General features: G+C 64.2%; 21 protein-coding genes. 11 read left to right on the top strand and 10 right to left on the bottom strand.

What is annotated here, in order from left to right; translation table 11 throughout:
• Positions 1-75 precede the first annotated feature (75 nt).
• The 7 genes from QN315_RS17200 (at position 76) to QN315_RS17170 (ending at position 7,337) form a co-directional block, all read left to right on the top strand.
• Positions 76-462 carry a DUF2849 domain-containing protein gene (locus QN315_RS17200; protein WP_323990614.1) on the top strand — a complete coding sequence of 129 codons (387 nt, stop codon included), beginning with the start codon at positions 76-78 and terminating at the stop codon, positions 460-462.
• Positions 452-2,161, top strand: a complete 1,710-nt coding sequence (locus QN315_RS17195) for a nitrite/sulfite reductase (RefSeq protein ID WP_323990612.1) — start codon at positions 452-454, stop codon at positions 2,159-2,161. The genes QN315_RS17200 and QN315_RS17195 overlap by 11 nt, the downstream gene beginning before the upstream one ends.
• Positions 2,148-2,681 carry a DUF934 domain-containing protein gene (locus QN315_RS17190; protein ID WP_323990610.1) on the top strand — a complete coding sequence of 178 codons (534 nt, stop codon included), beginning with the start codon at positions 2,148-2,150 and terminating at the stop codon, positions 2,679-2,681. The genes QN315_RS17195 and QN315_RS17190 overlap by 14 nt, the downstream gene beginning before the upstream one ends.
• Positions 2,682-2,704: 23 nt before the next feature.
• A complete protein-coding gene (locus QN315_RS17185) occupies positions 2,705-4,759 on the top strand; it encodes a glycosyltransferase N-terminal domain-containing protein (protein ID WP_323990608.1) in 2,055 nt (684 codons plus the stop codon).
• Positions 4,759-5,757, top strand: a complete 999-nt coding sequence (gene lpxK, locus QN315_RS17180; RefSeq protein ID WP_323990606.1) for a tetraacyldisaccharide 4'-kinase — start codon at positions 4,759-4,761, stop codon at positions 5,755-5,757. Before QN315_RS17185 ends, lpxK begins: the two co-directional genes overlap by 1 nt.
• Entirely contained in the window at positions 5,754-6,680 is a 927-nt protein-coding gene (locus QN315_RS17175; RefSeq protein WP_323990604.1) for a lauroyl acyltransferase, read from the top strand. Before lpxK ends, QN315_RS17175 begins: the two co-directional genes overlap by 4 nt.
• A gap of 300 nt (positions 6,681-6,980) precedes the next feature.
• Entirely contained in the window at positions 6,981-7,337 is a 357-nt protein-coding gene (locus QN315_RS17170) for a hypothetical protein (protein ID WP_176638823.1), read from the top strand.
• A gap of 21 nt (positions 7,338-7,358) precedes the next feature.
• On the opposite strand, the gene QN315_RS17165 is transcribed toward QN315_RS17170, so the two are convergent.
• Entirely contained in the window at positions 7,359-8,687 is a 1,329-nt protein-coding gene (locus QN315_RS17165) for a penicillin-binding protein activator (protein ID WP_176638824.1), read from the bottom strand.
• A 212-nt stretch (positions 8,688-8,899) separates the two neighbouring features.
• Between QN315_RS17165 and rsmI the strand changes: the two genes are divergently transcribed.
• Positions 8,900-9,787, top strand: coding sequence for a 16S rRNA (cytidine(1402)-2'-O)-methyltransferase (gene rsmI, locus QN315_RS17160; RefSeq protein ID WP_323993609.1), 888 nt, complete (start codon positions 8,900-8,902; stop codon positions 9,785-9,787).
• On the opposite strand, the gene QN315_RS17155 is transcribed toward rsmI, so the two are convergent.
• From QN315_RS17155 to QN315_RS17140, 4 genes are all read right to left on the bottom strand, one after another.
• Positions 9,781-10,437 carry an outer membrane lipoprotein carrier protein LolA gene (locus QN315_RS17155; RefSeq protein WP_323990602.1) on the bottom strand — a complete coding sequence of 219 codons (657 nt, stop codon included), beginning with the start codon at positions 10,435-10,437 and terminating at the stop codon, positions 9,781-9,783. The genes rsmI and QN315_RS17155 overlap by 7 nt on opposite strands.
• Positions 10,438-10,489: 52 nt before the next feature.
• The gene (mbfA, locus tag QN315_RS17150; RefSeq protein WP_176638826.1) at positions 10,490-11,449 is read right to left on the bottom strand and encodes an iron exporter MbfA; all 960 of its coding nucleotides are present in this window, start codon (positions 11,447-11,449) and stop codon (positions 10,490-10,492) included.
• 17 nt (positions 11,450-11,466) lie between these two features.
• On the bottom strand, positions 11,467-12,879 hold the full coding sequence (locus QN315_RS17145; protein WP_323990601.1) for a glutamate--cysteine ligase: 1,413 nt from the start codon (positions 12,877-12,879) through the stop codon (positions 11,467-11,469).
• Positions 12,880-12,968: 89 nt separating this feature from the next.
• Positions 12,969-13,721, bottom strand: a complete 753-nt coding sequence (locus QN315_RS17140; protein WP_323990600.1) for a 16S rRNA (uracil(1498)-N(3))-methyltransferase — start codon at positions 13,719-13,721, stop codon at positions 12,969-12,971.
• A 236-nt stretch (positions 13,722-13,957) separates the two neighbouring features.
• On the opposite strand from QN315_RS17140, the gene ubiA reads away from it, so the two are divergent.
• Entirely contained in the window at positions 13,958-14,863 is a 906-nt protein-coding gene (ubiA, locus tag QN315_RS17135) for a 4-hydroxybenzoate octaprenyltransferase (RefSeq protein ID WP_323990598.1), read from the top strand.
• Positions 14,860-15,525 carry a 50S ribosomal protein L11 methyltransferase gene (locus QN315_RS17130; protein ID WP_323990596.1) on the top strand — a complete coding sequence of 222 codons (666 nt, stop codon included), beginning with the start codon at positions 14,860-14,862 and terminating at the stop codon, positions 15,523-15,525. Before ubiA ends, QN315_RS17130 begins: the two co-directional genes overlap by 4 nt.
• Position 15,526: 1 nt before the next feature.
• Here QN315_RS17130 and QN315_RS17125 read toward each other — a convergent pair whose 3' ends face one another.
• The 3 genes from QN315_RS17125 to QN315_RS17115 all read right to left on the bottom strand — a co-directional run bounded on the left by QN315_RS17125 (position 15,527) and on the right by QN315_RS17115 (position 19,212).
• Positions 15,527-16,942 carry an MFS transporter gene (locus tag QN315_RS17125; RefSeq protein WP_323990595.1) on the bottom strand — a complete coding sequence of 472 codons (1,416 nt, stop codon included), beginning with the start codon at positions 16,940-16,942 and terminating at the stop codon, positions 15,527-15,529.
• 7 nt (positions 16,943-16,949) lie between these two features.
• Positions 16,950-17,696: a dienelactone hydrolase family protein gene (locus tag QN315_RS17120; RefSeq protein ID WP_323990594.1), complete on the bottom strand. Its 747-nt coding sequence runs from the start codon at positions 17,694-17,696 to the stop codon at positions 16,950-16,952.
• A gap of 100 nt (positions 17,697-17,796) precedes the next feature.
• A complete protein-coding gene (locus QN315_RS17115) occupies positions 17,797-19,212 on the bottom strand; it encodes a sugar porter family MFS transporter (protein ID WP_323990593.1) in 1,416 nt (471 codons plus the stop codon).
• Positions 19,213-19,515: 303 nt separating this feature from the next.
• Here QN315_RS17115 and QN315_RS17110 point away from each other — a divergent pair, with 303 nt between their 5' ends.
• A complete protein-coding gene (locus tag QN315_RS17110) occupies positions 19,516-20,859 on the top strand; it encodes a gluconate:H+ symporter (protein ID WP_323990591.1) in 1,344 nt (447 codons plus the stop codon).
• A gap of 72 nt (positions 20,860-20,931) precedes the next feature.
• On the opposite strand, the gene der is transcribed toward QN315_RS17110, so the two are convergent.
• Together der and QN315_RS17100 are read right to left on the bottom strand one after the other, a co-directional pair.
• On the bottom strand, positions 20,932-22,341 hold the full coding sequence (gene der, locus QN315_RS17105; protein ID WP_176638835.1) for a ribosome biogenesis GTPase Der: 1,410 nt from the start codon (positions 22,339-22,341) through the stop codon (positions 20,932-20,934).
• A gap of 15 nt (positions 22,342-22,356) precedes the next feature.
• On the bottom strand, positions 22,357-23,727 hold the full coding sequence (locus tag QN315_RS17100) for a PQQ-binding-like beta-propeller repeat protein (RefSeq protein ID WP_323993606.1): 1,371 nt from the start codon (positions 23,725-23,727) through the stop codon (positions 22,357-22,359).
• Positions 23,728-23,759: the final 32 nt, after the last annotated feature.

The raw sequence follows: 23,759 nt of genomic DNA, 5'->3' as shown, positions 1-23,759 counted from the left end.
AACCCCGCCCGCCGACGCCATGTCACCATGGATGCGGGCCGGCCGGAATCCGGACGCAACAAGGACTGATCGCACGTGGATGTCAGGAACAACCGCCGCCAGGCGGGCGGATCGAGCGTGGTGACCGCCAACCGGCTGCTGGACGGGCGCATCGTCTGGCTGGCCGAGGACGGCGTATGGTCCGACCGCATCGACGCCGCCAGGATCTTCGCTAATGACGGTCCCGAGGGCGGGTCAGAAAGCGGATCCGAAAGCGGATCCAACGGGGGAATCGAATCCGTGATCGCCGCCGTCGCCGCCCGCCAGCAGGCCGACGGCGTGGTTGGCGTCTACGGCGTGCAACTGCGCGATGACAGCGCCACGCCCGTGCCCGCCACGGTGCGCGAACGCATCCGCGCCTTCGGCCCCTCCGTCCATCCGGAATTCGCCCCCTTCACCGAGGCCACCACCAATGTCCGCTGAAGCAGAAACCCTCGCAGACGCCGCGCCCGCGCTGCCGGTCGGGCATTACGCCTACGACCAGGTGGACCGCGCCTTCCTGCATGACCGGGTCGAACAGTTCCGCGACCAGGTCGCCCGCCGCATCTCCGGCGCCCTGTCCGAGGATGAATTCAAGCCGCTGCGCCTGATGAACGGGCTGTATCTGCAGCTCCACGCCTACATGCTGCGGATCGCCATTCCCTACGGCATGCTGGATTCCCGGCAGATGCGCGAACTCGCGCATATCGCCCGCACCTATGACCGCGATTACGGCCATTTCACCACCCGCCAGAACCTCCAGTTCAACTGGATCCGGCTCGAGGACACGCCCGACATCCTCGCCCGCCTGGCGTCGGTGGACATGCACGCCATCCAGACCAGCGGCAACTGCATCCGCAACGTGACCTGCGACCAGTTCGCGGGCGCGGCCGCCGACGAACTGGTCGATCCGCGCGTCCATGCCGAAATCCTGCGGCAATGGTCGACCCTGCATCCCGAATTCTCGTTCCTGCCCCGCAAGTTCAAGATCGCGGTCAGCGGCAGCCCGCACGACCGCGTCGCCGCGCGCTTCCACGATATCGGGCTGGTGGCCAAGCCGGGCCACGGCGGCAAGGTGGTGTTCGACGTCTTCGTCGGCGGCGGCATGGGCCGCACTCCGCTGGTCGGCGTGCATCTGCGCGACAACCTGCCCGAGGAAGACCTCCTCGCCTATCTCGAGGCCATGGTCCGCGTCTATAACGAGTACGGACGCCGCGACAATATCTACAAGGCCCGGATCAAGATCCTGGTCCAGGCCCTGGGCGCCGAAGGCTACCGCGCCAGGGTCGATGCCGAATTCGCCGCCATGGACCGCGCGCGCTACCGCCTGCCGCCCGAAACGGTGGCCGCCATCCGCGCGCGCTTCGGCACGCCCGACCTCGCCGCCCCCGCCGGCGCCGCCGAAAGCCTGGCCGCCGCCCGCGCCGCCGACCGCGCCTTCGACCGCTGGGCGCGCACCAACACCCATCCCCACCGGCATCCCGGCTATATCTCCGCCGTCATCTCGCTCAAGCCCGACGGCGGCATCCCGGGCGACGCCACCGCGGCGCAGATGGACCGCATCGCCGACCTCGCCGACCGCTTCTCGTTCGGCGAAATCCGCATCACCCACATGCAGAACATCGTGCTGGGCCATGTCCGGCAGGACCAGCTCCACGCCTTGTGGCAGGAGCTGCGCGCCGTGGGTCTCGCCACCGCCAATATCGGGCTGATCGGCGACATCATCGCCTGCCCCGGGCTCGATTACTGCTCGCTGGCCAATGCCCGCTCGATCCCGATCGCGCAGAAGCTCAGCGCCCGCTTCGCCAGCCCCGAACTGCAGGAAACCATCGGCGACCTGCAGATCAAGATCTCGGGCTGCATCAATGCCTGCGGCCACCACCATGCCGGCCATATCGGCATCCTGGGCGTGGACAAGAAAGGCGAGGAATTCTTCCAGCTCACCCTGGGCGGCTCGGCCGGCAACGATGCCGCCGTCGGCCAGATCCTGGGCCCGGCTCTGCCCGAGGACGCGACGGTCGACGCCATCGCCCGCCTGGTCGACGCCTATCTGGTCCACCGCAACACGGGCGAGCGTTTCCTGGATACCTACCGGCGGCTCGGCGCCGCGCTTTTCAAGGATGCCGTCTATGCCGTTGCTTGAAAACGGACAGGTCGTCGAAGACCCCTGGACCATGATCGGCCCCGACGACCCGCTGCCCCCCACGGGCGCGGTGCCCAAGAATGCAGTGCCCGGGGATGCAGTCATCGTGCCGCTCTCCCGGCTCGAGGAAGGGCTGGCCCGCCCCCCCGGCGGCAAGCTGGGCGTCGCCCTGGCCCCGGATGACGAAATCGCCGTCCTGCGCACCGCCCTGCCCCGGCTGGCGCTGGTCGCCGTCACCTTTCCCACCTTCCGCGACGGCCGCGCCTTCAGCCAGTGCCGCGCCTTGCGCGAACATCTGGACTTCCCGGGCGAAATCCGCGTCACCGGTCGCCCTTTGCCGGACCAGTACGAATTCCTGCTGCGCTGCGGCGCCTCCACCGTCCTGCTGCCCGAAGGCGACGATCCCGCGACCTGGGCCCGCGCCCATGCGCGCTTTACCACCGCCTACCAGCCGGCGGTGCGCGACGAACGGGCCGAGGGCTTCGGACTGCGCCGTCTCCTGGGCCGCCTCCCGGCCTGAGCCCTTCCGCCCGGCGGTCGCCCATGCTACCGCCGGGCCATGACACGTCTTCCCGCCCGCCGATGCTGAAGCGCCTCCTGGCCGGAAGGCCCGGTCGCGCCCCGGCCTTCCGCGTTCTGGCCATCGCCGCGCTGCGCTCTTATCTGGGCTTCGCCCTGCGCACCACGCGCTGGACGTTCGACATCCACCCCGACGCCGCCCCCCTGCTGACCGGCAGGGACGGACGGACCGCCCTGGTGGCCTTCTGGCATGAAACGCTGGTGCTTACCCCGGCCCTGTGGTGGTGGGCCCGGCCGCAGAACCCGTCCCTGCGCCTGCATGTGCTGATCAGCCGCAACCGCGACGGGCAGATGATCACCGACATCGTCGCCCCGTGGGGGATCGCGGCCATCGCCGGCTCGACCGACCGCAAGGACAAGAGCAGGAACGGGGGCCGGAAGGAAAGCAAGGGCGGCGCCACCGCCTTGCGCCGCCTGCTCGACTGCCTGCGCGCGGGCAGCCTGGTCGTGATCACCCCCGACGGCCCGCGCGGCCCGCGCCGCCAGGTCCAGCCCGGTCTCGTCGGGCTGGCCCGGCTCTCCGGCACGCCGGTCGTCCCGGTCGGGGCCGCCTGCCGCGCCCGGCGGCTGGGCAGTTGGGACCGGATGCTGATCCCGCTGCCCTTCGGGCGCGGCCGCATGGTCTGCGGCGCGCCGATCACCCTCACCAGCGACGACGGTACCGCCGCCGAGCGGATCGGCCAGGCGATCGACGCCGCGACCGCCGCCGCCCACGCGCTCCCCTCCGCCCGGCTCTCCCGGCCCCTGCTCTCTCATGCATGGGCCCTCCTCGCCACCGCCCTCGCCCCGGCGCTGACCCTGCTGCTGCGCCGCCGGCTGGCGATCGGCAAGGAACGGCGCGACCGGCTGCGGGAACGGATGGGCTTCACCGCCCGCCCGCGCTCGCCCGGCCGGCTCATCTGGCTGCACGCCGCCAGCGTGGGCGAAAGCCTGTCGATCCTGCCGGTGATCGAACGGCTGGCGGCGCGCGATCCGGCGCTGCACGTCCTCGTCACCACCGCGACCGTCACCGCCGCCGCCCTGCTGGACCAACGATCGCAGGCCGCCCCATGGGGCGGCCGGGTGATCCATCAGTTCGTGCCGCTGGACGTACCCCGCTGGCTGGGCCGCTTCCTGCGCCATTGGCGGCCCGACGCCGCCGCCCTGACCGAAAGCGAACTCTGGCCCAACCTGGTCGAATCCTGCGCCCGGGCCGCCATCCCCATCGCGCTGCTCAACGCCCGCATGTCGGATCGCGCCCAGGCCGGCTGGCGGCGCGCCCCGGCCCTGGCACAGCGCATGTTCGGCCATTTCGCCTTCATCGCCGCCCGCTCGGAATCGGACGCCGCCCGCCTGCGCGCCCTCGGCGCCGGATCGGTCGACGTCCCCGGCGACCTCAAGAACGCCGCCGCCCCCCTGCCCTGCGACCCGGCCGGACTGGACCGGCTCCGCAGGCAACTCGCCGGCCGCCCGGTCTGGCTCGCCGCCTCGACCCATGCGGGCGAGGAAGAGCAGATCGCCCAGGCCGACCAGTTGCTCCGCGCGCGCCATCCCGGCCTGCTGACCCTCATCGTGCCGCGCCACCCCGAACGCGGCGCCGAGATCGCGTCCCGCCTCGGCAACGCGCCCCGTCGCGCCGCCGGCACCCCGCCCGGACCCGCCGACCGGTTCTGGATCTGCGACACGCTGGGCGAACTCGGCCTGTTCTATCGCGCCGTCCCCATCGTCTTCCTCGGCAACAGCCTTCCCGGCCCCGGCCGGCGCGGCGGCCATAACCCGCTGGAACCGGCCCGCCTCGGCGCCGCCCTCGCCACCGGCCCGCTGACCGGCAATTTCGCCGACGCCTTCGCCCGGCTCGGCGCGGCGGACGCCGTCGCGATCACGCCCGACCCCGCCGCCCTCGCCGGCTGGGTCGATGCGCTGCTCTCCGATCCCACCCGGCAGGACGCCGCCGCCCGGCGGGCGCGGGACGCCGCGACGATCGACCCGGACCTGCCCGACCGCCTCGCCGCGCGCCTGCTGGCGCTCATCGCGCCCTGATGCGCCCGCCCGCCTTCTGGTCCGACCGGCGGGGCGGCGGCTGGCCGGCCCGGCTGCTGTCCCCCGCCGCCGCGCTCTACGCCCTGGCCACCGCCCGGCGGATGCGGCGGCCGGGCTGGCGCGCGCCGGTCCCGGTCCTGTGCTGCGGCAACCTCACCGCCGGCGGCACGGGCAAGACCACGCTCGCGCTCGATCTCGGCGCCCGCCTGCTGGCACGCGGCCGGGCGGTGCATTTCCTCACCCGCGGCTATGGCGGCCGCCTGCGCGGCCCGCTACGCGTCGATCCCGCCCGCCACACCGCCGCCGACGTGGGCGACGAGGCCCTGCTGCTCGCGCAGCTCGCCCCCTGCCACGTCTCCGCCGACCGCGCCGCCGGCGCCCGCGCCGCGATCGCGGCGGGCGCGGACTGCCTGGTGATGGATGACGGGTTCCAGAATCCGGGCCTGCACCAGGACATGCCGCTGTTGGTCATCGACGGTGCCGGCGGCTTCGGCAACCGCCATGTCCTCCCCGCCGGCCCGCTGCGCGAACCCGTCGCCGCCGGCTGCAGCCGCGCCCGCGCCGCCATCCTGATCGGCGACGACGAAACCGGCGCCCTCGCCCAGCTCCCTGCCAGCCTGCCGGTCCTGCGCGCCGACCTGGCCATGCAGGACGCCGCCCCCCTCCTCGCCGGCCGCCCCGCCGTCGCCTTCGCCGGCATCGGCCGGCCCGGCAAATTCTTCGACGGCCTGCGCCGGCAGGATATCACGCTGGCCGCATGCGTGCCCTTCCCCGACCACCACCCCTACCGCGCCCAGGATATCCGCCGCCTGCGCGACCTGGCCGCCCGCCACGGCGCCGCCCTGCTCACCACCGCCAAGGACGCCATCCGCCTGCCGAACTATATACAGAAGGATATAATCACCATCGGCGTCCACCTGACCTGGCCCCAGCCCACCGCCCCCGACCACCTGCTGGATCTCTTCGCCAACACCATGAAAACCCAACCCGGACCATGACCGACACCCCGCCCCGCATCACCCTCCCGATGCGCCTCGAAGCCCTCGCCGCCCGCGCCGCCCTCACCCTGCTCCGACGCCTCGGCCCCGTCCGCGCCTCAAATCTCGGCGGCGCCCTCTGCCGCACGATCGGCCCCTATCTTCCCGCCTCGAAAGTCGCCGACACCAACCTCCGCCTCGCCATGCCCGAACTGGATCCCATCGCCCGCCGCACCATCATCCGCGACGTCTGGGACAATCTCGGCCGCACGGTCGGCGAATTCCCCCACCTCGCCCACCTCCCCCAAAATCCCACCAACGGCCCCGGCTGGGACATAACCGGCGCCGAGCATCTCACCGCCCAGGCCGCCCGCGGCGGCGCCGCCATCTTCGTGTCCGGCCATATCGGCAACTGGGAAATGCTCCCACCCGCCGTCGCCCGCCACGGCCTCCCCTTCGCCTCATTCTATCGCGCCGCCGGCAACCCCCTCATCGATGGCATGATCCGCACCCTGCGCGACGCAGCAGCAATCGGAACATCGGTCCCCCTCTTCGCCAAAGGCGCACGCGGCGCACGCGGAGCCCTGGCTCATGTGGCCCGCGGCGGACGCCTCGGCATGCTTATGGACCAAAAAATGAACGACGGGATCGAAGCCCGCCTGTTCGGCCAATCCGCTATGACCGCTCCCGCCCTGGCCTCCATCGCACTCCGCTATCGTTGCCCAATCATCCCCGGCTATGTCGAACGGCTAGGCCCAGCGCGACTGCGCATTCACGTCCAAGCGCCGCTCGCACTACCCAATAGCGGCGACCGCCAAGCCGACATCTCGGCTCTGACGCAGGCTGTCAATAACCGGTTGGAAAGCTGGATCCGTGCACATCCCGGTGCCTGGCTATGGGTACACCGACGCTGGCCGAAATCTGTATATCGCAGAGGCATCTGAATGCAGAACATTGGATAACTATCCACCGCTTATGATATTCATATCGCACCAGCACCAAATCGAGGCACAAAATTTAAAGGATCATGAGACCCTTTAGTCAGGCAATACCTGATAGGCTAAATTTTATACAAATGCACAAACATATGATTAAAATTTCATCGATTCCGTTCATGATTATTGCTTTTTTGCCACGCAAATGAAGTTCTGCCTCTTTCTGCGGCGATGACGTTTAGATTCCATTTGGCAATGCCGATAAACGCGCTCTAGCGTCTCTCTCGCTTCTTTTTCGAGGACGTTCAGATGGCCACAAGCATGACCCCGAAGGCTGGCGCTCCCTCCATCAGCAATGTCGTTCCATTGCGTGCGAGCTTTCTGCCACGCCACCGCGAATATCTGATGCGCTGGCTAGAGGCAGGCAGCTGCATGGGCCTATGCGATATCGATGTCTCGTCCCGATCCGAAAATGGAGCCATCGAACATGTGTTGATCTGGGTACGCGAAAACGCGGATCCAGCGTACCTTTTACGTCCCGAAGGCATGAAGTGGGTGTTGATCGATAATCTGCGCGATCATCGTCTCGGAGCATATCAACGCTTCGAGGCCGCCCTTTACGCCATTCGCCCTGTATTGCCCTGCGGCGCAACAGTCGCAGCATAAAGTGCCACCGCTGTCACTTAATTAACTCTGAGTGTGAACAAGATGCCCCAAAGCCGGGAGGATGATCTTCCCACCTCCGCCCGACTGAATCTGAAAGACGGCCAGATCGCGTAACGTGTGGCCGTCCAGCGTTAAACCGAAAACACCGTCCACTCCGGCAAACCCATCGGGTCGTGCCAAAGCATCGATTATATAGCCATTGGGTCGACTTCTGGGGCGCCCGCGATCCAACGCTCCGACCAGGGCCGCGGAATCATAGGACAGATCGCTCAAGGGCGTCGGCAGGCGGTGATAACGCGCCATAAATACCTGGATAAACCGCTGGCGTGCCTGCGGATCAGGTGCCGCATACCAAGCTCCATGCAGCCGACCAAGCTTGCTCGCAAACGCTCCCCACAATCCGGTCCCGAGAATCCGTACTGGGACCACTCCATCTGCAGGGACCGCCGGTTGTACCGGAGATACGTTATCAGATATTTTTTGTGTTCCGTTTATGACTTGAACTGTTTGCAGCGCATCTATGACCATCGCCAACTGCAAGCCGGTATCAGCCAGGAGCAATACGTCGAATGGAGGTGGGGCAAGCTGCGGCGAAGCAGGAGCGGCCGAAGGTTGCGTAGGGACAGACGGCACTCCACTCGGCGTTGGGATATCAGAGGCCGAAGCATCAGGCTGGGGTATCGACTTTACCGCCTGAGCCGCCGTCAACCGGGAGTCGTAATCCGATAACGTCTTCAAGCCCTGGAGAATGCTGACCTGGCTTGATGTATGATAAATAATATTTGGTTCAGGCAGGTTGCGTGCAGCGCATTCACGCGTCAATGCACTCCCCATTGCCCGCCCAAGCGCGTTGTCCGGCAGGAAGGCCGCAAAATGCTGCCGCCCCTCGGCCTGGGCCGCGATAACCAAACGCGCCACCTGCTGTTCCGGCGCGATCCCCAGCGCCCAAACGCCAGGTCGCCCCAACGACAAGTCGCTCGTATAGGCCAAGACGGGCACCGAAGCTGCCATCGCAATCTCTGATGCCTGTGCTGTATCATGGGCAGTCAAAGGCCCCAGAATCACTCCATCGCCAGCCCCTACGGCCGCACGAGCAGCGGCCGTAGCACCTCCGGGTGCTGCGGTATCGCGGGCGTCCAGCGGAGGAGCGCCGGGCGATCCCAATGCGAGTTGAATTGCCTGAAGCATTTCCTGCCCCAGGCGGGCATTGCTGCCGGTTAGCGGCAACAGAACCCCAATGGTGCGTCCTGGTGGCTGTGAAGCAAGAGGCGGTTGCGGCGTGGCTGGAACAGGGCTGGCCGGCTCACTTCCTGGGCCAGCACAAGCCGCCATCCCGAGCAGAGATGCCATGACAAGCAGTCTGCTCTTGCGGCCTTGTATGGGAAATGTTGTATCTACCCGCGTTTTCTGCGAGCGGATTACGCATGTCTGCCTCATTTGCATCGTCCCTGCCTTTGCCTGCCGTCCGAAACACGGAGGGCTTGTCCTCCCAGCACATCGCTTCCCATAGCGAACCCGACCCCGCTCGTCATGACCTGGATGACACGATCGAAGATGCTTCGATGGACCAGAACGGGCGTGTGGGCCAATTGATCCTGGTTTCCACTCCGATCGGCAATCTGGGCGATCTGAGCGAACGGGCGATCGTGACGCTGACACATGCCGATCTCGTCCTGTGCGAGGATACGCGGGTAACGGCTCGCCTGCTGGTCGCCCGCGCGATTTCCGTACGAACCGAAGCCCTGCACGACCATAACGAACGGGATCGCATTCCGCGGCTGCTGGAGCTTCTGAAGCAGGGGCGTCGTATCGCAATTGTCTCGGACGCCGGCACCCCCCTTCTATCCGATCCGGGATATCGATTGGTGCGCGCCGCAATCGCTGAGGAAATTGCTGTCACGGCGGTTCCTGGCCCGAACGCTGCGATTACCGCATTGACGCTCTCGGGCCTGCCGCCTCACCCGTTTTTCTTCGGAGGCTTTCTGCCGCCAAAGGGCGCCGCACGGCGGGATGTGCTGGGGCGCTTGCGCGCCGCCGAACAAGCGGGCTTTTCCGCGACCCTCATTTGGCATGAAGCGCCTCACCGGCTTCAGGCCATGCTGGCCGACCTGGCCAGCACCTTTGGCACTGACCGCCCGGCCGCCGTTGCGCGCGAATTGACCAAACGATTTGAAGAAGTACGACGCGGGCCGGTGGGCACGCTTGCGGCCTGGTATGATGAGAATGCCGCACGAGGCGAAATCACCGTGCTGCTGGGGCCGCCTCCTGAAACCGACCAGGGCGCTGACGACCTGGATGCGCGCCTGCTGGCGGCTCTGCAATCCCTGTCCATCAAGGATGCCGCGACTCTGGTGGCAACCAGCATCAATTTGCCGCGCCGCACAGTGTATACCCGAGCCCTGGAGCTGGCATCCCAGAATCGGCGGGACAAAAAACCACATCGTCACTGATCGCCGATATCCGTATTGAATAGAGCATCGGGCAATGGCTCATTGCCCCATCTTGCATTGAATAGATCGACACGCGTCTCCTGCCCTTGGGAATCAATTACTGTCCAAGATTGAAGAGACAACGGATCGTCGCGAAACATGAGTGTCAGACTTCCCTCTCCGGGCGAGGCTGTTCGCACTAATGTGATGATTACTTGTCCATTAGAATGGACAAAGTTGGTAACAGTTACATCCCCCGAAAGTTTCAGCACAGGACGCAGCAGCAACCCCAGCGGCGTGTGATCCAGCGGCAGCGTCGTCGTCTGCCCCAATTGACTGTCATTGAAGACAAGCTGTCCGTGATTGGCGACCAGGAGAAGCGCGCTTGGTTTGTTATATGCGAACCGCAACCGTCCCGGGCGACTGAGCCAGACCGTACCAGTCTCGCGCTTGCCATTCGGAGCAAGCTGCTGGAATTGCGCCTTCAGCGTTACGATCCCGTTCAGGTATGTCTGAATGCGATCCAGCCACATCCGATCCGCCGGCAAGAGCGCCGCCGCTGCCTGATCACTGGCCAATGCGCCGGTCATATTGGCATCAGCCACGCCAATCGCCAGAACACAGACCAGAGGACGCAATGCTAAACGGACGATGCCTGAAGAATAAATCATGAGATCCGTTTCATACAGGATTGTGACCTGAGTATGCCCCACCGAGCCAACACTAGCCCGCCGATCCGATCAAGATACCTGCCGCGAAGACCAGAGCCCCTCCCACGATGATCTGCACAACGGCCGCACCAAACGGCGTCTCCTGATAACGCCATCGCACCCAGGAAATGACGAGAAGCTCAATCACGACCACCAACACGGCCACGGCCACTGCGACAGAAAACTGACTAAGCAGGAATGGAACAGTGTGGCCTATCCCTCCGGCCGTAGTCATCAGGCCGCAGATCACGCCACGCAGCAGAGGCGCGCCACGGCCGGACAGCTTGCCGTCATCCGACAACGCCTCGGCGAACCCCATGGAAATTCCCGCGCCAACAGATGCGGCGATACCGACCAGGAACCCGTCCCATGGTTGATGCGTTGCAAACGCTGCCGCGAAGACCGGCGCCAAGGTAGAGACCGACCCATCCATCAGACCGACCAGGCCGGGCTGGATGACCTGAAGCACGAAGCGCCGACGCGCTTCCTCATCCTCATTTTCGCGTTTGTCGGCCGGAAGCCGGGCCTGTTCGATGATGCCTGCCGTCTGCTCATGCCGCTCTTCGGCGGCAGCCAAATCACCCAGCAATTTGCGCGTCGCGGCGTCGGTCGTACGCAGAGCAGCCTGACGATAGAACCGCGCGGCCTCCAGCTCCATCTGCCGTGCGTGGCGTCGTACTGCGTCGATACCCAGCCCCTGCACCTGCCAGGCCGGACGCCGGGACATGAAGCCTGCAATATCCTGACGGCGAACGAGAGGAATATGCGAGCCGAAGCGTTGAACGAACAAATCGATCAACTCGCGCCTATGTTCGTCCTCTTCATGCACCATATCGGTGAAAATATTGGCGGTGTCAGGATAGTTGTCACGCAACGCATATGCGAAATCCGCATATATTCGCGCATCCTCTTCTTCGTTGGAAATGGCGAGGGCAAGAATTTCTCGATCAGAGAGGGCGTTGAATTTCCGCATGGACGCTCTATGCCGCTTCAGACCGCCGCTTCGGCAAATATACGCGTGACATCGCCCTTCCAGGCATCGTGATAGCGATGCAACCAATGTTCAGCCTGGGTGGGCGCACCGGCCGCAATTTCCTGTAGCGGCGCCAGAAAGCGTGTTTCATCCAGACCATTCGGGTCATACGCCGCCCGGCCGCGTAAACCGCTGGCTGCGATTTCGATCATACGCGCCGCCAGGTCGCGCACGGTACCGCCGGCCCACGGCGCCTGCAGGCCATGACGGGGCACTGCGGCACGCAATGCGGCGTACTGGGCCCACCCTTGTTCCCGAACCAGGGCATCGGCCGCGGCCAAAGCGGAATCGTCATAGAGCAATCCCACCCACAAGGCTGAAAGCGCCAGCATCATGGCGGGCGAACCGGCGTCAGCCCCGCGCATTTCCAGGAACTGCTTCACCCTGACATCAGTGAACGCGGTCGTGAGATGGTCCTCGAAGTCGCCGATGGTCGGTATCAGCCCTTCAAGGCCATGCTGGCGTTCACCTTTCATCCAGGAACGGAAGGAACGGCCCGCAACGTCCAGAATCCGCCCGTCACGCACGACGAAATACATGGGAACGTCCAGGAGCCATTCCACATATGCCTCGAAACCGAATGCGGGGTCGAAGAAGCACAAAGGCATGCCCGAGCGCGCATTGTCCGTGTCTGTCCAAACCTGTGCGCGGTTCGACATGAAGCCGTTGGGGCGGCCTTCATAAAACGGCGAATTGGCAAACAGGGCGGTCGCCACCGGCTGCAACGCCAGGGCGACGCGCAGCTTGCGGGCCATGTCTGCCTCGGACGCGAAATCGAGATTGACCTGCACCGTACAGGTCCGCTGCATCATGTCCAATCCGAGCGTTCCAACCTGGGGCATATAGCGACGCATGATCGCGTATCGGCTTTTGGGCATCCACGGCATGTCCTCGCGCCGGGCGATCGGATGGAAGCCGAGCGGTGCGAACCCAACCCCAAGCGCACGTGAAATCGGACGGATCGCCTCAAAATGGCGCGCCATCTCATGCCCGGTTTCATGCAGGTCGGCCAGGGGCGCGCCCGACAGTTCAAACTGTCCCGCCGGCTCCAGGGACACCGAACTCCCCTGTGCGTCTCCCACACCTTTCAACCCGATGAGATTGCCATCATCGAAAATGGGCGTCCAATGTGCGCCGTCGTCCTGCCGATGCAAATCGCCCAAGATGTCTGCAATACCGTCCGGCGCGTACGGGGGAGGCATCCAGGGCTGCCGCCCCTCATTCGCCGCTTCCGGCAGAACAAAACCGAATTTCTCATGCTCTGTTCCGATCCGCCACCGGTCAGGCGACTTGGCTCCGGCATCAAGCAGACATGCCAATTGGGTGACCGATTCGATCGGGGTCGCATCTTGTTCGCCGGGATTCGACATGAGTTTCGACTAAGTCCTTGAAAATATGACAAGACAGCGCCCCACACCGTGCGGTCGCGCTCTCCTCATCAGGCTCCACCCAGCGCCCGTTACCGCGACCCTGCACCAGACACACGCCTCAGACCAGCCCCTATCATCGAGAGGCCACTGGCCACCGCGGTATCGGCACGCAGGACCAGAGGGCCCAGGGAAATCATGGTGACGTAAGGCTGAGCACGCAACATCGCGATTTCACTGTCGGAGAACCCTCCCTCTGGCCCAACCAACAATCCATCACCATCCGATACTGCGTTGACTTCGCACACTTCCATAGGCTGCACCAGACGCTCCGCCGCCACGAACAATCGTTGCCCGGCCGGCCAACCGGCCAGACTGGACGCCAAGCGCGCCGGTGCGCTGATGACAGGGGCGTCCATACGTTCGCACTGTTCCGCCGCTTCGATGGCGATGGCCTCCAATCGGTCGAGATTGAGTCGGTGCGTGTTGGTCCGCTCCGTCAACACCGGATGGAAATGTGCCACCCCCAATTCAGTACCCATTCGCACGACGAGATCCGTCGCATCTCGCTTGAGGGGAGCGAACAATAACGTCAGTCCAGGGGATCGTTGGGCCGGGCGCACCTGATCCAGCAAGCGCACCCGGCCGCGGCCACGACGCAAATCCACGATTTGGGCCCGCCATTCACCATCGCGTTGATTGAACAGCAGAACCTCATCGCCCGCTCCCATACGCAGGACGGTTCCCAGATAGTGGGCATGCCCGGGCGACAGGTCCTGCTGTAATGCCGCCCGCATCGGCGGTGTGACAGCCACGTTCACAAACAGGCGGGGGCGGTCCTTCATTCCAGCATCTCTCCGTTCGGGCGCAGTCCACGAGCCCCTTTACCAACCTCTTGACCCCGACACACCCACGCCGCATCACATGGAGGCATCCACGCCAGATCGCATGGCCTCATCGTGTGGAATGGTATAAAAACAATGCTTTAGAGAACGCGCTCTCGAAAGTGGAAAACCCTCATCAATCCTCCCTCCGTGGCCTGACCTATCTGCGGAGAGGAACATATTAAGTGAGTTGAGCCTTGCTTCACACCGATATACGGACCGAAGGATGGGTCGACAGGCTTCCCGTGCCGCTGCGCCCCTATGCGCTGCTGGCCCGGCTGGACCGACCGGTCGGCACCTGGCTTCTGTTCCTGCCCGGCGTGTGGGGCATCCTGCTGCCGGGGGGTGTCCTGGCCATGGAGCGTATTCATTTAGTTCTGCTGTTCGGGGTCGGCAGCCTGGTGATGCGCTCCGCCGGGTGCGTCGTCAACGATATGTGGGATCGGGATATCGATCGCCGCGTCGCGCGGACTGCGGGCAGACCCCTGGCCTCCGGCATGCTTCGCATGCGCCATGCCGCCTTCTTTCTACTGGGGCTGCTGGCGATCGGACTGGCGATCCTTCTGCAGCTTAACCCCTTGGCGCGGATTTTGGGCGTGTCTTCGCTCCTGCTGGTCGGACTCTATCCGCTTGCAAAGCGCGTGACATGGTGGCCGCAGCTTATCATGGGTTTCACTTTCGGCTTTGGAGCCCCTATGGGATATGCAGCAACGGCGCACCGGATCGATGCAGCCGGGATCGCTCTCTATGCCGCGACAATCCTGTGGCAATTGGGATTTGATACGATCTACGGTTTTCAGGATATGGAGGATGACGCGCGCATCGGGGTCAAGTCGACGTCGCGCCTGTGGGCCCATCAGCCACGGCTGTTCGTCGGCGCCTGCTACGCCCTGGCCTTCGCCACGTTGCTGCTGGCCGGATGGCAAAGCGGGTGCCGCCTCGGTTTCTGGCTGGCGATGCCGCTGCCTGCGGCAGCACTGATCTGGCAGATTATGCATCTGGACATTACCGACCCGAGATCCTGCCTGGCTTTGTTCCGCTTCAACCGCGAAACAGGACTGGCGGTCGCACTGGCTCTATTGTGCGGACTAATCGGGCGATGACGATCCGGGATATCCGCGGCTTCATAGCCGATCAGACCCACATGATTCGTGCGCCACTCGTACCGGAAATTGCCTTGCATCTGGCGACGGAAATCACGCCGATCTGGCAGGCGACCGAAGCGTGGCTGGCACAGCAGGGCGTGGAACCGCCGTTCTGGGCGTTCGCGTGGCCGGGCGGGCAGCTTTTGGCGCGTTATCTTCTGGACAACCCCGACCTGGTCAAGGGCCGTCGCGTGCTGGACTTCGCCGCGGGCTGCGGAATCGCGGCCATCGCGTGCGCGCTTGCCGGCGCGGCATTTGTGGAAGCTGCGGAAATCGATCCTCTGGCGGCCGCCGCGATCGCGTTAAACGCCGAAACGAACGGCGTTGCTCTGACCGTCACCAACGCCGACCTGACCGGCTGCATACCGCGATGGGACCTGATTCTCTGCGGGGATGTCTGTTACGAACATCCGATGACAGAGCATATTTTCCCGTGGCTTCGTGACGCGGCGCGGTCGACGGACGTGTGGATCGCCGATCCGGAGAGAGCGTATCTGCCACGTGACGCGCTGGAACCCGTGACCACACGCGACATCGCAACGACGATGGAATTGGAGAACGCCACGACACGGCGCACGACGCTATATCGGGTCCTGCCCAACACGGCGCAGGACGCGTGATCTATATCCCCGCGTCGACCCCCGGGCGCGAGGAGGGGTGCAGCGTACCCCGGAGCAGGCGGCTGACACTGAGCAACGCGGAGAGGCCCGCCGTGCAGGCTGCCAGTTCCAGGCATTTAAGGTTGGGATCGCGATCGACGATGCTGAAGGTCAGCGCCACGAACATGGCGCCCATCGTCTGGCCGGCCAGGCGCGCAACGGAGACCATGCCGCTGGCGCTTCCGGAACGCCCTGGCGGCGCCGAGACCATCATCGCCCGATTGTTCGGGGGCTGAAAAATTCCGAAGCCCACCCCGGCCAGGCCGATACGCCAGATAATGTCGAGATTGCCGGCATCGGCTGGAAGGAAACATAAAAGAGCGAAGCCGATGCCGGTGATGGCCAAGCCGATCGACGAAAGGATACCGGCAGGCACGTTATCGGCGATACGCCCGACAATAAAGGAGATGGCCACGATTCCGACCGGCCATGGCGTAATCAAGAGGCCGGTTGCCACTGCCGAGCGATGCAGGAGCGTTTCCAGCGTGAAGGGCATCGAAATGATGAAGAAGTTCGAAGCCACGAAAGCCCCGAAGCCCACGCCGAATGCGACCAGGAAGTCCGGCACGACCAGCAGATCGATCGGCAGCATGGGATCGGTGCGGCCAGCCTGACGCAGGGCCAATTGAACGAAGGCGGCCAGGCCGGACAGCAACAATATGATGGCCACAACCCGGCCGCTGTGATGAACCAAACTATCCAGCCCGACAATCGTTCCGCCGAAGGCCATGACGTTCAATGCCGCGCTGACCAGGTCAAACGACGACTCGCTACGCGGTGTGCGGGGCAAGTAGACGATGGCGGCCAGCATCGCGACGGCCCCCAGAGGCAGGTTGATCAGGAAGATCCAGGGCCAATCGGCCACGGACAGTACAGCCGATGCGATCGTCGGGCCAAGCGCCACGCCGGACGCCACCACGACCCCGTTCAGCGATATTCCCCGCCCGATTTCGGCATGCGGATAAATGAAGCGCAACAAGGCGATATTCACGCTCATGATGCATGCGCCGCCGACACCCTGGAGCGCACGAGCCAGGGAGAGTTCGAGCAACGTATGTGACGACGCGCAAAGCAGCGACGCAATCACGAACATCACAAGCCCGATCCGGCATAGCCGCGAGAACCCGACACGCGCGCCCAACGATGCCAGCGGCAGCAACGTAGACACGCTGGCAAGCTGATAAGCGTTGATGACCCAGATCGAGGATGACGGAGAGGCGTGGATATCGTGGGCGATCGTCGGGAGGGCCACGTTTGCGATGGCGTAGTCCAGGACCGACAACAGAACGGACAGGGCGACAGCAAACATCGCCATGACGCGGGCGCGGCCATGCAATCCCTCGCCCTCGGCCAATACACGCTTTGTCTCGATTTTCATGATGTGTTCACCCGGGCCGCAACGTCCGCTCGAACATGGACCGTACCCAGGCCATGCATTGCAGGAAAAGGGCCGGGTCGTACCGATGGCCTTCGTCACGCAGGAAGGCGTGCTGACCGTTTACCTCGTACCATTCATAGCGTGCGTTCGCCGCCTCGAAGGTTTCGCGGATCACCTGGCGACCCGCGAAGGGAACATGCGGATCCTGGCGCCCCCATACCATCAGGAGTTCGCCCGAAATTTCACTGATCCGCCGCAGCGTGTCATCCTGCCGCCCCTCGCCCAGCGTCGAAGAGTGGATGTCGGTGGCATAGAAACAGGCTGCAGCCGACACGGCGCCGTTCATCGCGGCCCGCAACGCCAGATGACCACCCAGACAGACCCCCATCGTCCCGATCCGGCCGGTACAGGCCGGGTGGTCTGCCAGCCACGCAATCGCCGCCCTGGCATCGTCATCGTAAGCCGTGATCGGCTTGGTGTATTTGAGCGCGTTGCCACGATCCGTCCCGGGCTGGTCGTAGGCGAGAACGGTGCCAGCGGCTTCGTACTCATGATAGACTTCCGGCACGGCCACGACGTAGCCAAGGCCGGCGATCATTGCCGCGAGCCTGCGGATCGGCGCCGTGACCTGATAGATTTCGGAAAACAGCACGACACCCGGGAAGCGACCCGTCGCCGCCGGGCGCAGCACATGCAGCCGCATCGTGCCGGCCCCGGTCGGGATATCGATCATTTCATGTTCCCTCAGGATCATGACGCTTTCTCCTTCATCCGAGTTGGGAGACTAGAAACAATAAAGATGGATGCATGTCGATCGATGACATTTGATGTCGCATTTCACAGACGGCACAGCGTCACCGCCCCAGATCACGCAATCGCCGGCCTGACATCAGGCGGCCCTCGATTTCCTCGAGCGAGACCCCACGGGTCTCGGGTACGTAAAGAAGGGTGATGATGACGAAGAGACCGTTCATCAGGGCGAACAGCCCGAACGTCACCGCCTCGCCCAGTGCCGCCATCATGGTCAGGAACACGTTGCTGATCAGCCAGTTCGCCGCCCAGTTGGTGAAGGTCGAGCAGGCAATGCCGAAATCGCGCCCACGCAGCGGCTGAATTTCGGCACAGAGCGTCCACACCAGCGGCCCGGCACCAATCGCGAATCCCGCCACGAAGGTCAGCAGGGCCGCGACCATTCCGATCTGCTGCGCCAGCGAGTCGCCGCCCAACATCATCAGCCCCCCGGCGCCCAGCATCGCGGCGGTCATGATCGCGCAACTGAGGATAAGCAGAGGACGCCGTCCCCACCGGTCGATAAACGCAATGGCGAAGCCGGTCGAGGCCATGTTGATCAAGCCGAGCAGGGCCGTCGCCCATGTCGAGGCGGAAACGCCGAAATGTGCCGCCTGGAAGATCTTCGGCGCGTAATACATCAGAACATTGATACCGGTCAGTTGCTGCATGATCTGCAGAGCCACGCCCAGCATGACGGACCGGCGAAAATTCGCATTCGTCCAGAACAGGGCGCCCCCATTGCCACCAGGCTTGCGGAGTTCCTGGGCGATATCGCGGATTTCGGCATCAGCTTCGGTCGGGTCGCGCCGCAGGTGCAGCATGACCTGGCGGGCGCGCTTCGAATCGCCGCGCATCATCAGCCAACGGGGACTGTCGGGAAGGACGGCGCAGCCAAGGCAGAAGAGCGCAGCCGGCACGGCCATCAGACCCAGCATCCAACGCCAATGCGCCCCGTAGGACAGCAAGCTGTCCGTCACATAGGCGAGGAAAATCCCCAGCGTGACCATCAACTGGTAGAAGGACACCATCGCGCCACGCACGGCCTCGACCGTGATCTCGGAAATGTAGAGAGGCGCGGCGAAGGCGGCGATCCCGACCGCCAGCCCCAACAGCACGCGGCCGGCGATCAGCACGGAAATCGACGGCGCGAGCGCGCAGGCGACGGATCCGGCGAGGAACAGCAAGGATGCGCCCAACAGGGCGCGCCGGCGGCCGAAATGGAAGGAGATGCGGCCGGCCGCCATGGAGCCGAGCGCCGCAGCCGCCATCATGGACGACACGATCCATTCCTGCATGCGGGCGCCGGCATGGAATTCATCACCGATGAAACCCAGCGCACCCGCGATGACACCAGTGTCCAGGCCGAACATCAACCCCGCCAGAGCCGCAAGAATGCCCACGACGATTGCGCGCGCCGACGACGCCGCGCCGACGCCGTCATCCGACCGCACAAGCCCGGCTGACTGGTCTAGAGACATGATAACGACGTTCCTCCGGTGTTCTCACATTCTTACGGCGCCAACCTGGCGCCGCTGTTTATTTCAGACCGTTTTCGTCCCAAGGGGCGACGAGGCGGCGCTGCCACGGATGCCCGGGAAATTTCTTATGAAACGAAACCGCCGCGCCTGACTAGGCACATGGGGGTGCGCGGTCATACCGTGGCCAAAAAATATCGCATGTCAGGAACCGTTCATCTCACCGGAGATGTGACCGGCGGCCCGATTGACAACCTACGAACATGACGCAGTGATGCGTGTTCTCATCTTTACAGACGTGGTTCCATGTCATCAGTCCTTGCAGTTGTGCTCGCCACCACGGCGATCGTGGCCGTCGTTCTTCTGATCGGCCGCTACAAATTCAACCCGTTCATCGTGCTGTTTACGGTGTCCCTGCTTCTGGCGCTGGTCGCCGGCATGCCGCCACAGAAGGCTGTTGCCTCATTCGAGGCCGGGGCCGGTCACGTGTTGGGACACATTGCCACCGTCATCGCGCTGGGCACCATGCTGGGCAAGATGCTGGCCGAATCCGGCGGGGCGGACCAGATCGCGTTGACCATCACGCGCGTTGCCGGCAAGGGCCGAATGAGTTGGGCGATGATGATCATCGGACTGCTGATCGGATTGCCCGTATTCTTCGAAGTCGGCTTCGTCCTGCTGATCCCTCTTGTCTTTACCCTGGCGCGCCGCACATCAACGCCCATGCTGCTCCTGGCGTTGCCGATGGGCGCCGCCTTGTCAGTCACGCACGCCATGGTGCCGCCGCATCCGGCGACATTGCTGGCCCTTGCGGCCTATCATGCCGACACGGGCCGGACGATCTTCTGGGGCGTCATCGTCGGCACGCCAATCGCAGCGCTGGCCGGCCCCATCTATGCGAAATATATTACGCCACGTGTGCGTCTGGAGGGCCCGCCGCCTCTCGCCGAACAATTTTCCAATAAAGATGTTCCGGCAAACATGCCGCCATTCGGGATTACGGTGTTCACCATCCTTTCGCCGGTGCTGCTGATGCTGATCGGATCGGTTGCCGACGTGGTGGCCTCGCCCGGCAGCCTGCCGAATACGATCCTGCATTTTGTCGGCAATACCGACATCGCACTGGTCCTGGCAACGATCCTGTCCTTCTATGTTCTTGGATTGGCGCGTGGTTTTTCTCGCGAGACAATCTTGCGCTTTACCAATGAAAGTCTGGGCCCGACAGCCCTGATCATGCTGCTGGTCGGTGCGGGCGGCGGCTTCGGCCGTGAACTGGTCGATAGCGGGATTTCCAAGGCCATTACCGATCTCGCCCTGGGCGCACATGTTCCCCTGCTTGTGCTGGCGTGGATGCTTGCTGTCGTCGTTCGGGTTGCCGCAGGATCCGCCACCGTGGCCATGAGCACCGCGTCGGGCATCGTCGGACCGATCCTGCTGCAGAGCCATGGCACGTCGCCGGAACTGATGGTGCTGGTCACCGGCGCGGGATCGGTCGCCCTGGGCCCGATGAACGATGCCGGCTTCTGGCAGATCAAGGAATATCTTGGTCTGTCCGTTGGGCAGACGATGAAGACCTGGTCCGTCATCGAAACGCTGATCGCCGTGCTGGGACTGGTCTTTTGCCTGTTGCTGTCCCAGTTCATCCACTGAGCTGACGTCAACGACGAAAGGCTTATCCTTTGGACAAGCCTTTCGTCGTTCGACCGGTATCAGTGCGCAGCCCTATCCCTCGGTATAGGGATTGCGTGTTCCACGGAGTTGCAGCCGAATTGGCGTTCCCGGCAGGTCGAATGTCTCGCGAAGACCATTGACCAGATAGCGTTGATAATCTTCGGGCAATTGTTCGGCCCGTGTGCCGAACAGAACGAAAGTCGGTGGCCGTGCCTTCGCCTGCGTCATGTAGCGCAGCTTCAGCCGCCGGCCATTCACCAATGGCGGATTATGCCGTTCGAGCATCATTTCAAACCAGCGATTCAATTCGCCGGTCGAGATGCGCTTGTTCCAGATCGCATAGGCGCGCCGCACGACCGGCAGAAGCTTTTGCACACCCGCCCCGGTCAGCGCCGAAAAGGACACGACGGGAATGCCCCGCATCTGGGCGAGCGATGCCTCGATCCTGTCAACGATCGCCTGACGGGCGGCAGCCCGGTCATCGACCGCATCCCATTTGTTGAGCGCCAGGACACAGCAGCGCCCCTCGCGTTCGATCAGACGGGCGATCTGCAGATCCTGCTCCTGCACGCCCAGCGTGGCATCAAGCACCAGGACAACGATTTCGGCCATTTTCAGCGCCTCGATCGACGCCGAGACGGACATTTTTTCCAATGCCTCGTCAATTCTGGCGCGTCGGCGCAGACCGGCCGTGTCGACCAACTGGATTGGGCCGTGTTCGTCATGCAGCAGGACCGAGATCGAATCCCGGGTGAGTCCGGGTTCGGGCCCGGTGATCATCCGTTCCTCGCCCAAAAGGCGATTCAGCAAGGTCGATTTGCCGGCATTCGGACGACCGACGATCGCCATGCGCAGAGGACCTTGCGGCCGCTCATCTTCCTCGTCCGGTTCGGCGGCATCCGATGCCGCGGGGGCCGGCGCGTCTTCTTCCTTGGGCGGCAGGCGGTCCGCGATTTCCCCCATGAGATCTGCCAGGCCCTCACCGTGCTCGGCGGAAACAGCGAGGGGGGAGCCCAGTCCCAGGGCGTAGGCTTCGAGGGCCGTCGCAGCGCCGCCGCGCCCTTCCGCCTTGTTGGCGATCAGCAGGACGGGACGCCCCTGCCGGCGCAGCCACGCCGCAAAATGCTCATCGGCGGGTGTGATCCCGGCCCGTGCATCCACGCAGAACAGGACCAGGTCGGCATGAGCGACGGCCAGTTCGGACGAAGCCCGCATGCGCCCCGCCAGGCTTTCGGCCGCGGCTTCTTCCAACCCCGCCGTATCGATCAGCCGCACACGGCGCCCCCGCAACGTCGCCTGGGCTTCCTTGCGGTCACGCGTCACGCCCGGGGTGTCGGCGACCAGGGCCTGGCGCCGCCCGACCAACCGGTTGAAGAGTGTCGATTTGCCGACATTCGGGCGGCCAGCGATCACCACCACCGGCAAATCGTTCCCAGCCGACGTGGAAAGAGACTTAGCCACCGTTCTCAGCAACTCCTAACTATACGCAAGCAGATGGCCGTCATCGGTCATCAGCAGAAGCCGGCCATCAACAACAATCGGCGCCACCGTGACAATCCCCGGCAGGCTGCCGATGGCCCCGATGGCACCGGTCGTCGGATCCACGGTCACATAACCCGTTTCCGGCAGGGTGCTGACACACAGCAACTTGCCGCCCGCCAGGATCGGACCGGTCCATGTTATGGCATCCTTCTGCGCCGCCACACGGCGATAACGACGCAACTGGGTGATCCAGCGAACATGACCATTCACCCGGTCGATACAGGCCAGTTGCTGATCGAGCGACAGCACATAGAGCCAGTTATCGACAACCAGCAAGCTGTTCTGCCCGGCGATGGCGCGTTCCCAGAGTCGCCGGCCCGAACGCAGATCCATCGCAACGAGGATGGAACCCGCGCTGATCGCGTAGACCGTACCGTCAACGACCACCGGCATGCCGCGGACGCAAGAAAAATCAACCGTCGATTCCTGGCCGTTGGTGCTGCCGAGCGTATCGCTCCAGACCGTCTCGCCGCTTTCGGCCCGCAGGGCGACAAGGTCGCCCGAACCGAAACCCGCGATGACCACATCTCCGACCACGGCCGGCGCGGGCTGGCCGAAGATGACGGTATCGGCGGGCGTCGCCGTATATGTCCATAGAACTTTGCCCGTCGCGGCCTCGACAGCGAACAGTCGCTCATCGATCGTTCCGAAAAACACGCGCCCATCGGCGATGGTCGGTGCCGAGCGTCCCGGCGTCCCGGTATCGATGCGCCATTTGACGTGACCGGTCGCGACGTCCACCGCCAGGGTCTGCGCGACGCCATCTACGATATATAAGATATCGCCCGCGACACCGAACCCGCCCCCCAGATTGCTGGACTGCATTTTCTTGGGCTTGGGGGTGAAACTCCATAATTGACGCATGCGCGGCCATTCATACGCGCGAATGACCCCCTGGGCGTCGCCGACGAAAATCCGGCCGTTCGAGACGATGGGCGTCGCCTGCAAGACGCCGCGCCCGTTCGAACCAAGAGCCGCCCAGGCCATGAAGTCGGGCTCGGACACTCCGGCGCCGATATCCCGTGACCATTCGCGGCGCATATGGCCGCTCCACGCCAGGTTGACGCCTTCATGGGTGGGAAGACGCCCGGGTTGCGGCCACTCGGCCACCATTGTCTGGGCGGGAACGGCGATCGGCGTGTGGTCGTCGGGGTCGACCATCAGTCCGGCACCCGTGCTCAGCACGTCTATGCGCTTGCCCGCCAACAGAGGCTTCTCGTCATCCTCGAACAGGCTGCATCCCGCCAGAAACGGCAATATCGATCCGCCCAGAAGCGCATGACGGCGGGTCAGAACTTTGTTCATGTCTATCCTGCACTGCGAGGGAGCGGAGCGAA

Source organism: Nguyenibacter sp. L1 (assembly GCF_035199985.1).
GTDB classification, from domain to species: Bacteria; Pseudomonadota; Alphaproteobacteria; order Acetobacterales; family Acetobacteraceae; genus Gluconacetobacter; species Gluconacetobacter vanlangensis.
The sequence above is the reverse complement of the archived record's forward strand: the minus strand, read 5'-3'. Positions and strand labels throughout refer to the sequence as shown.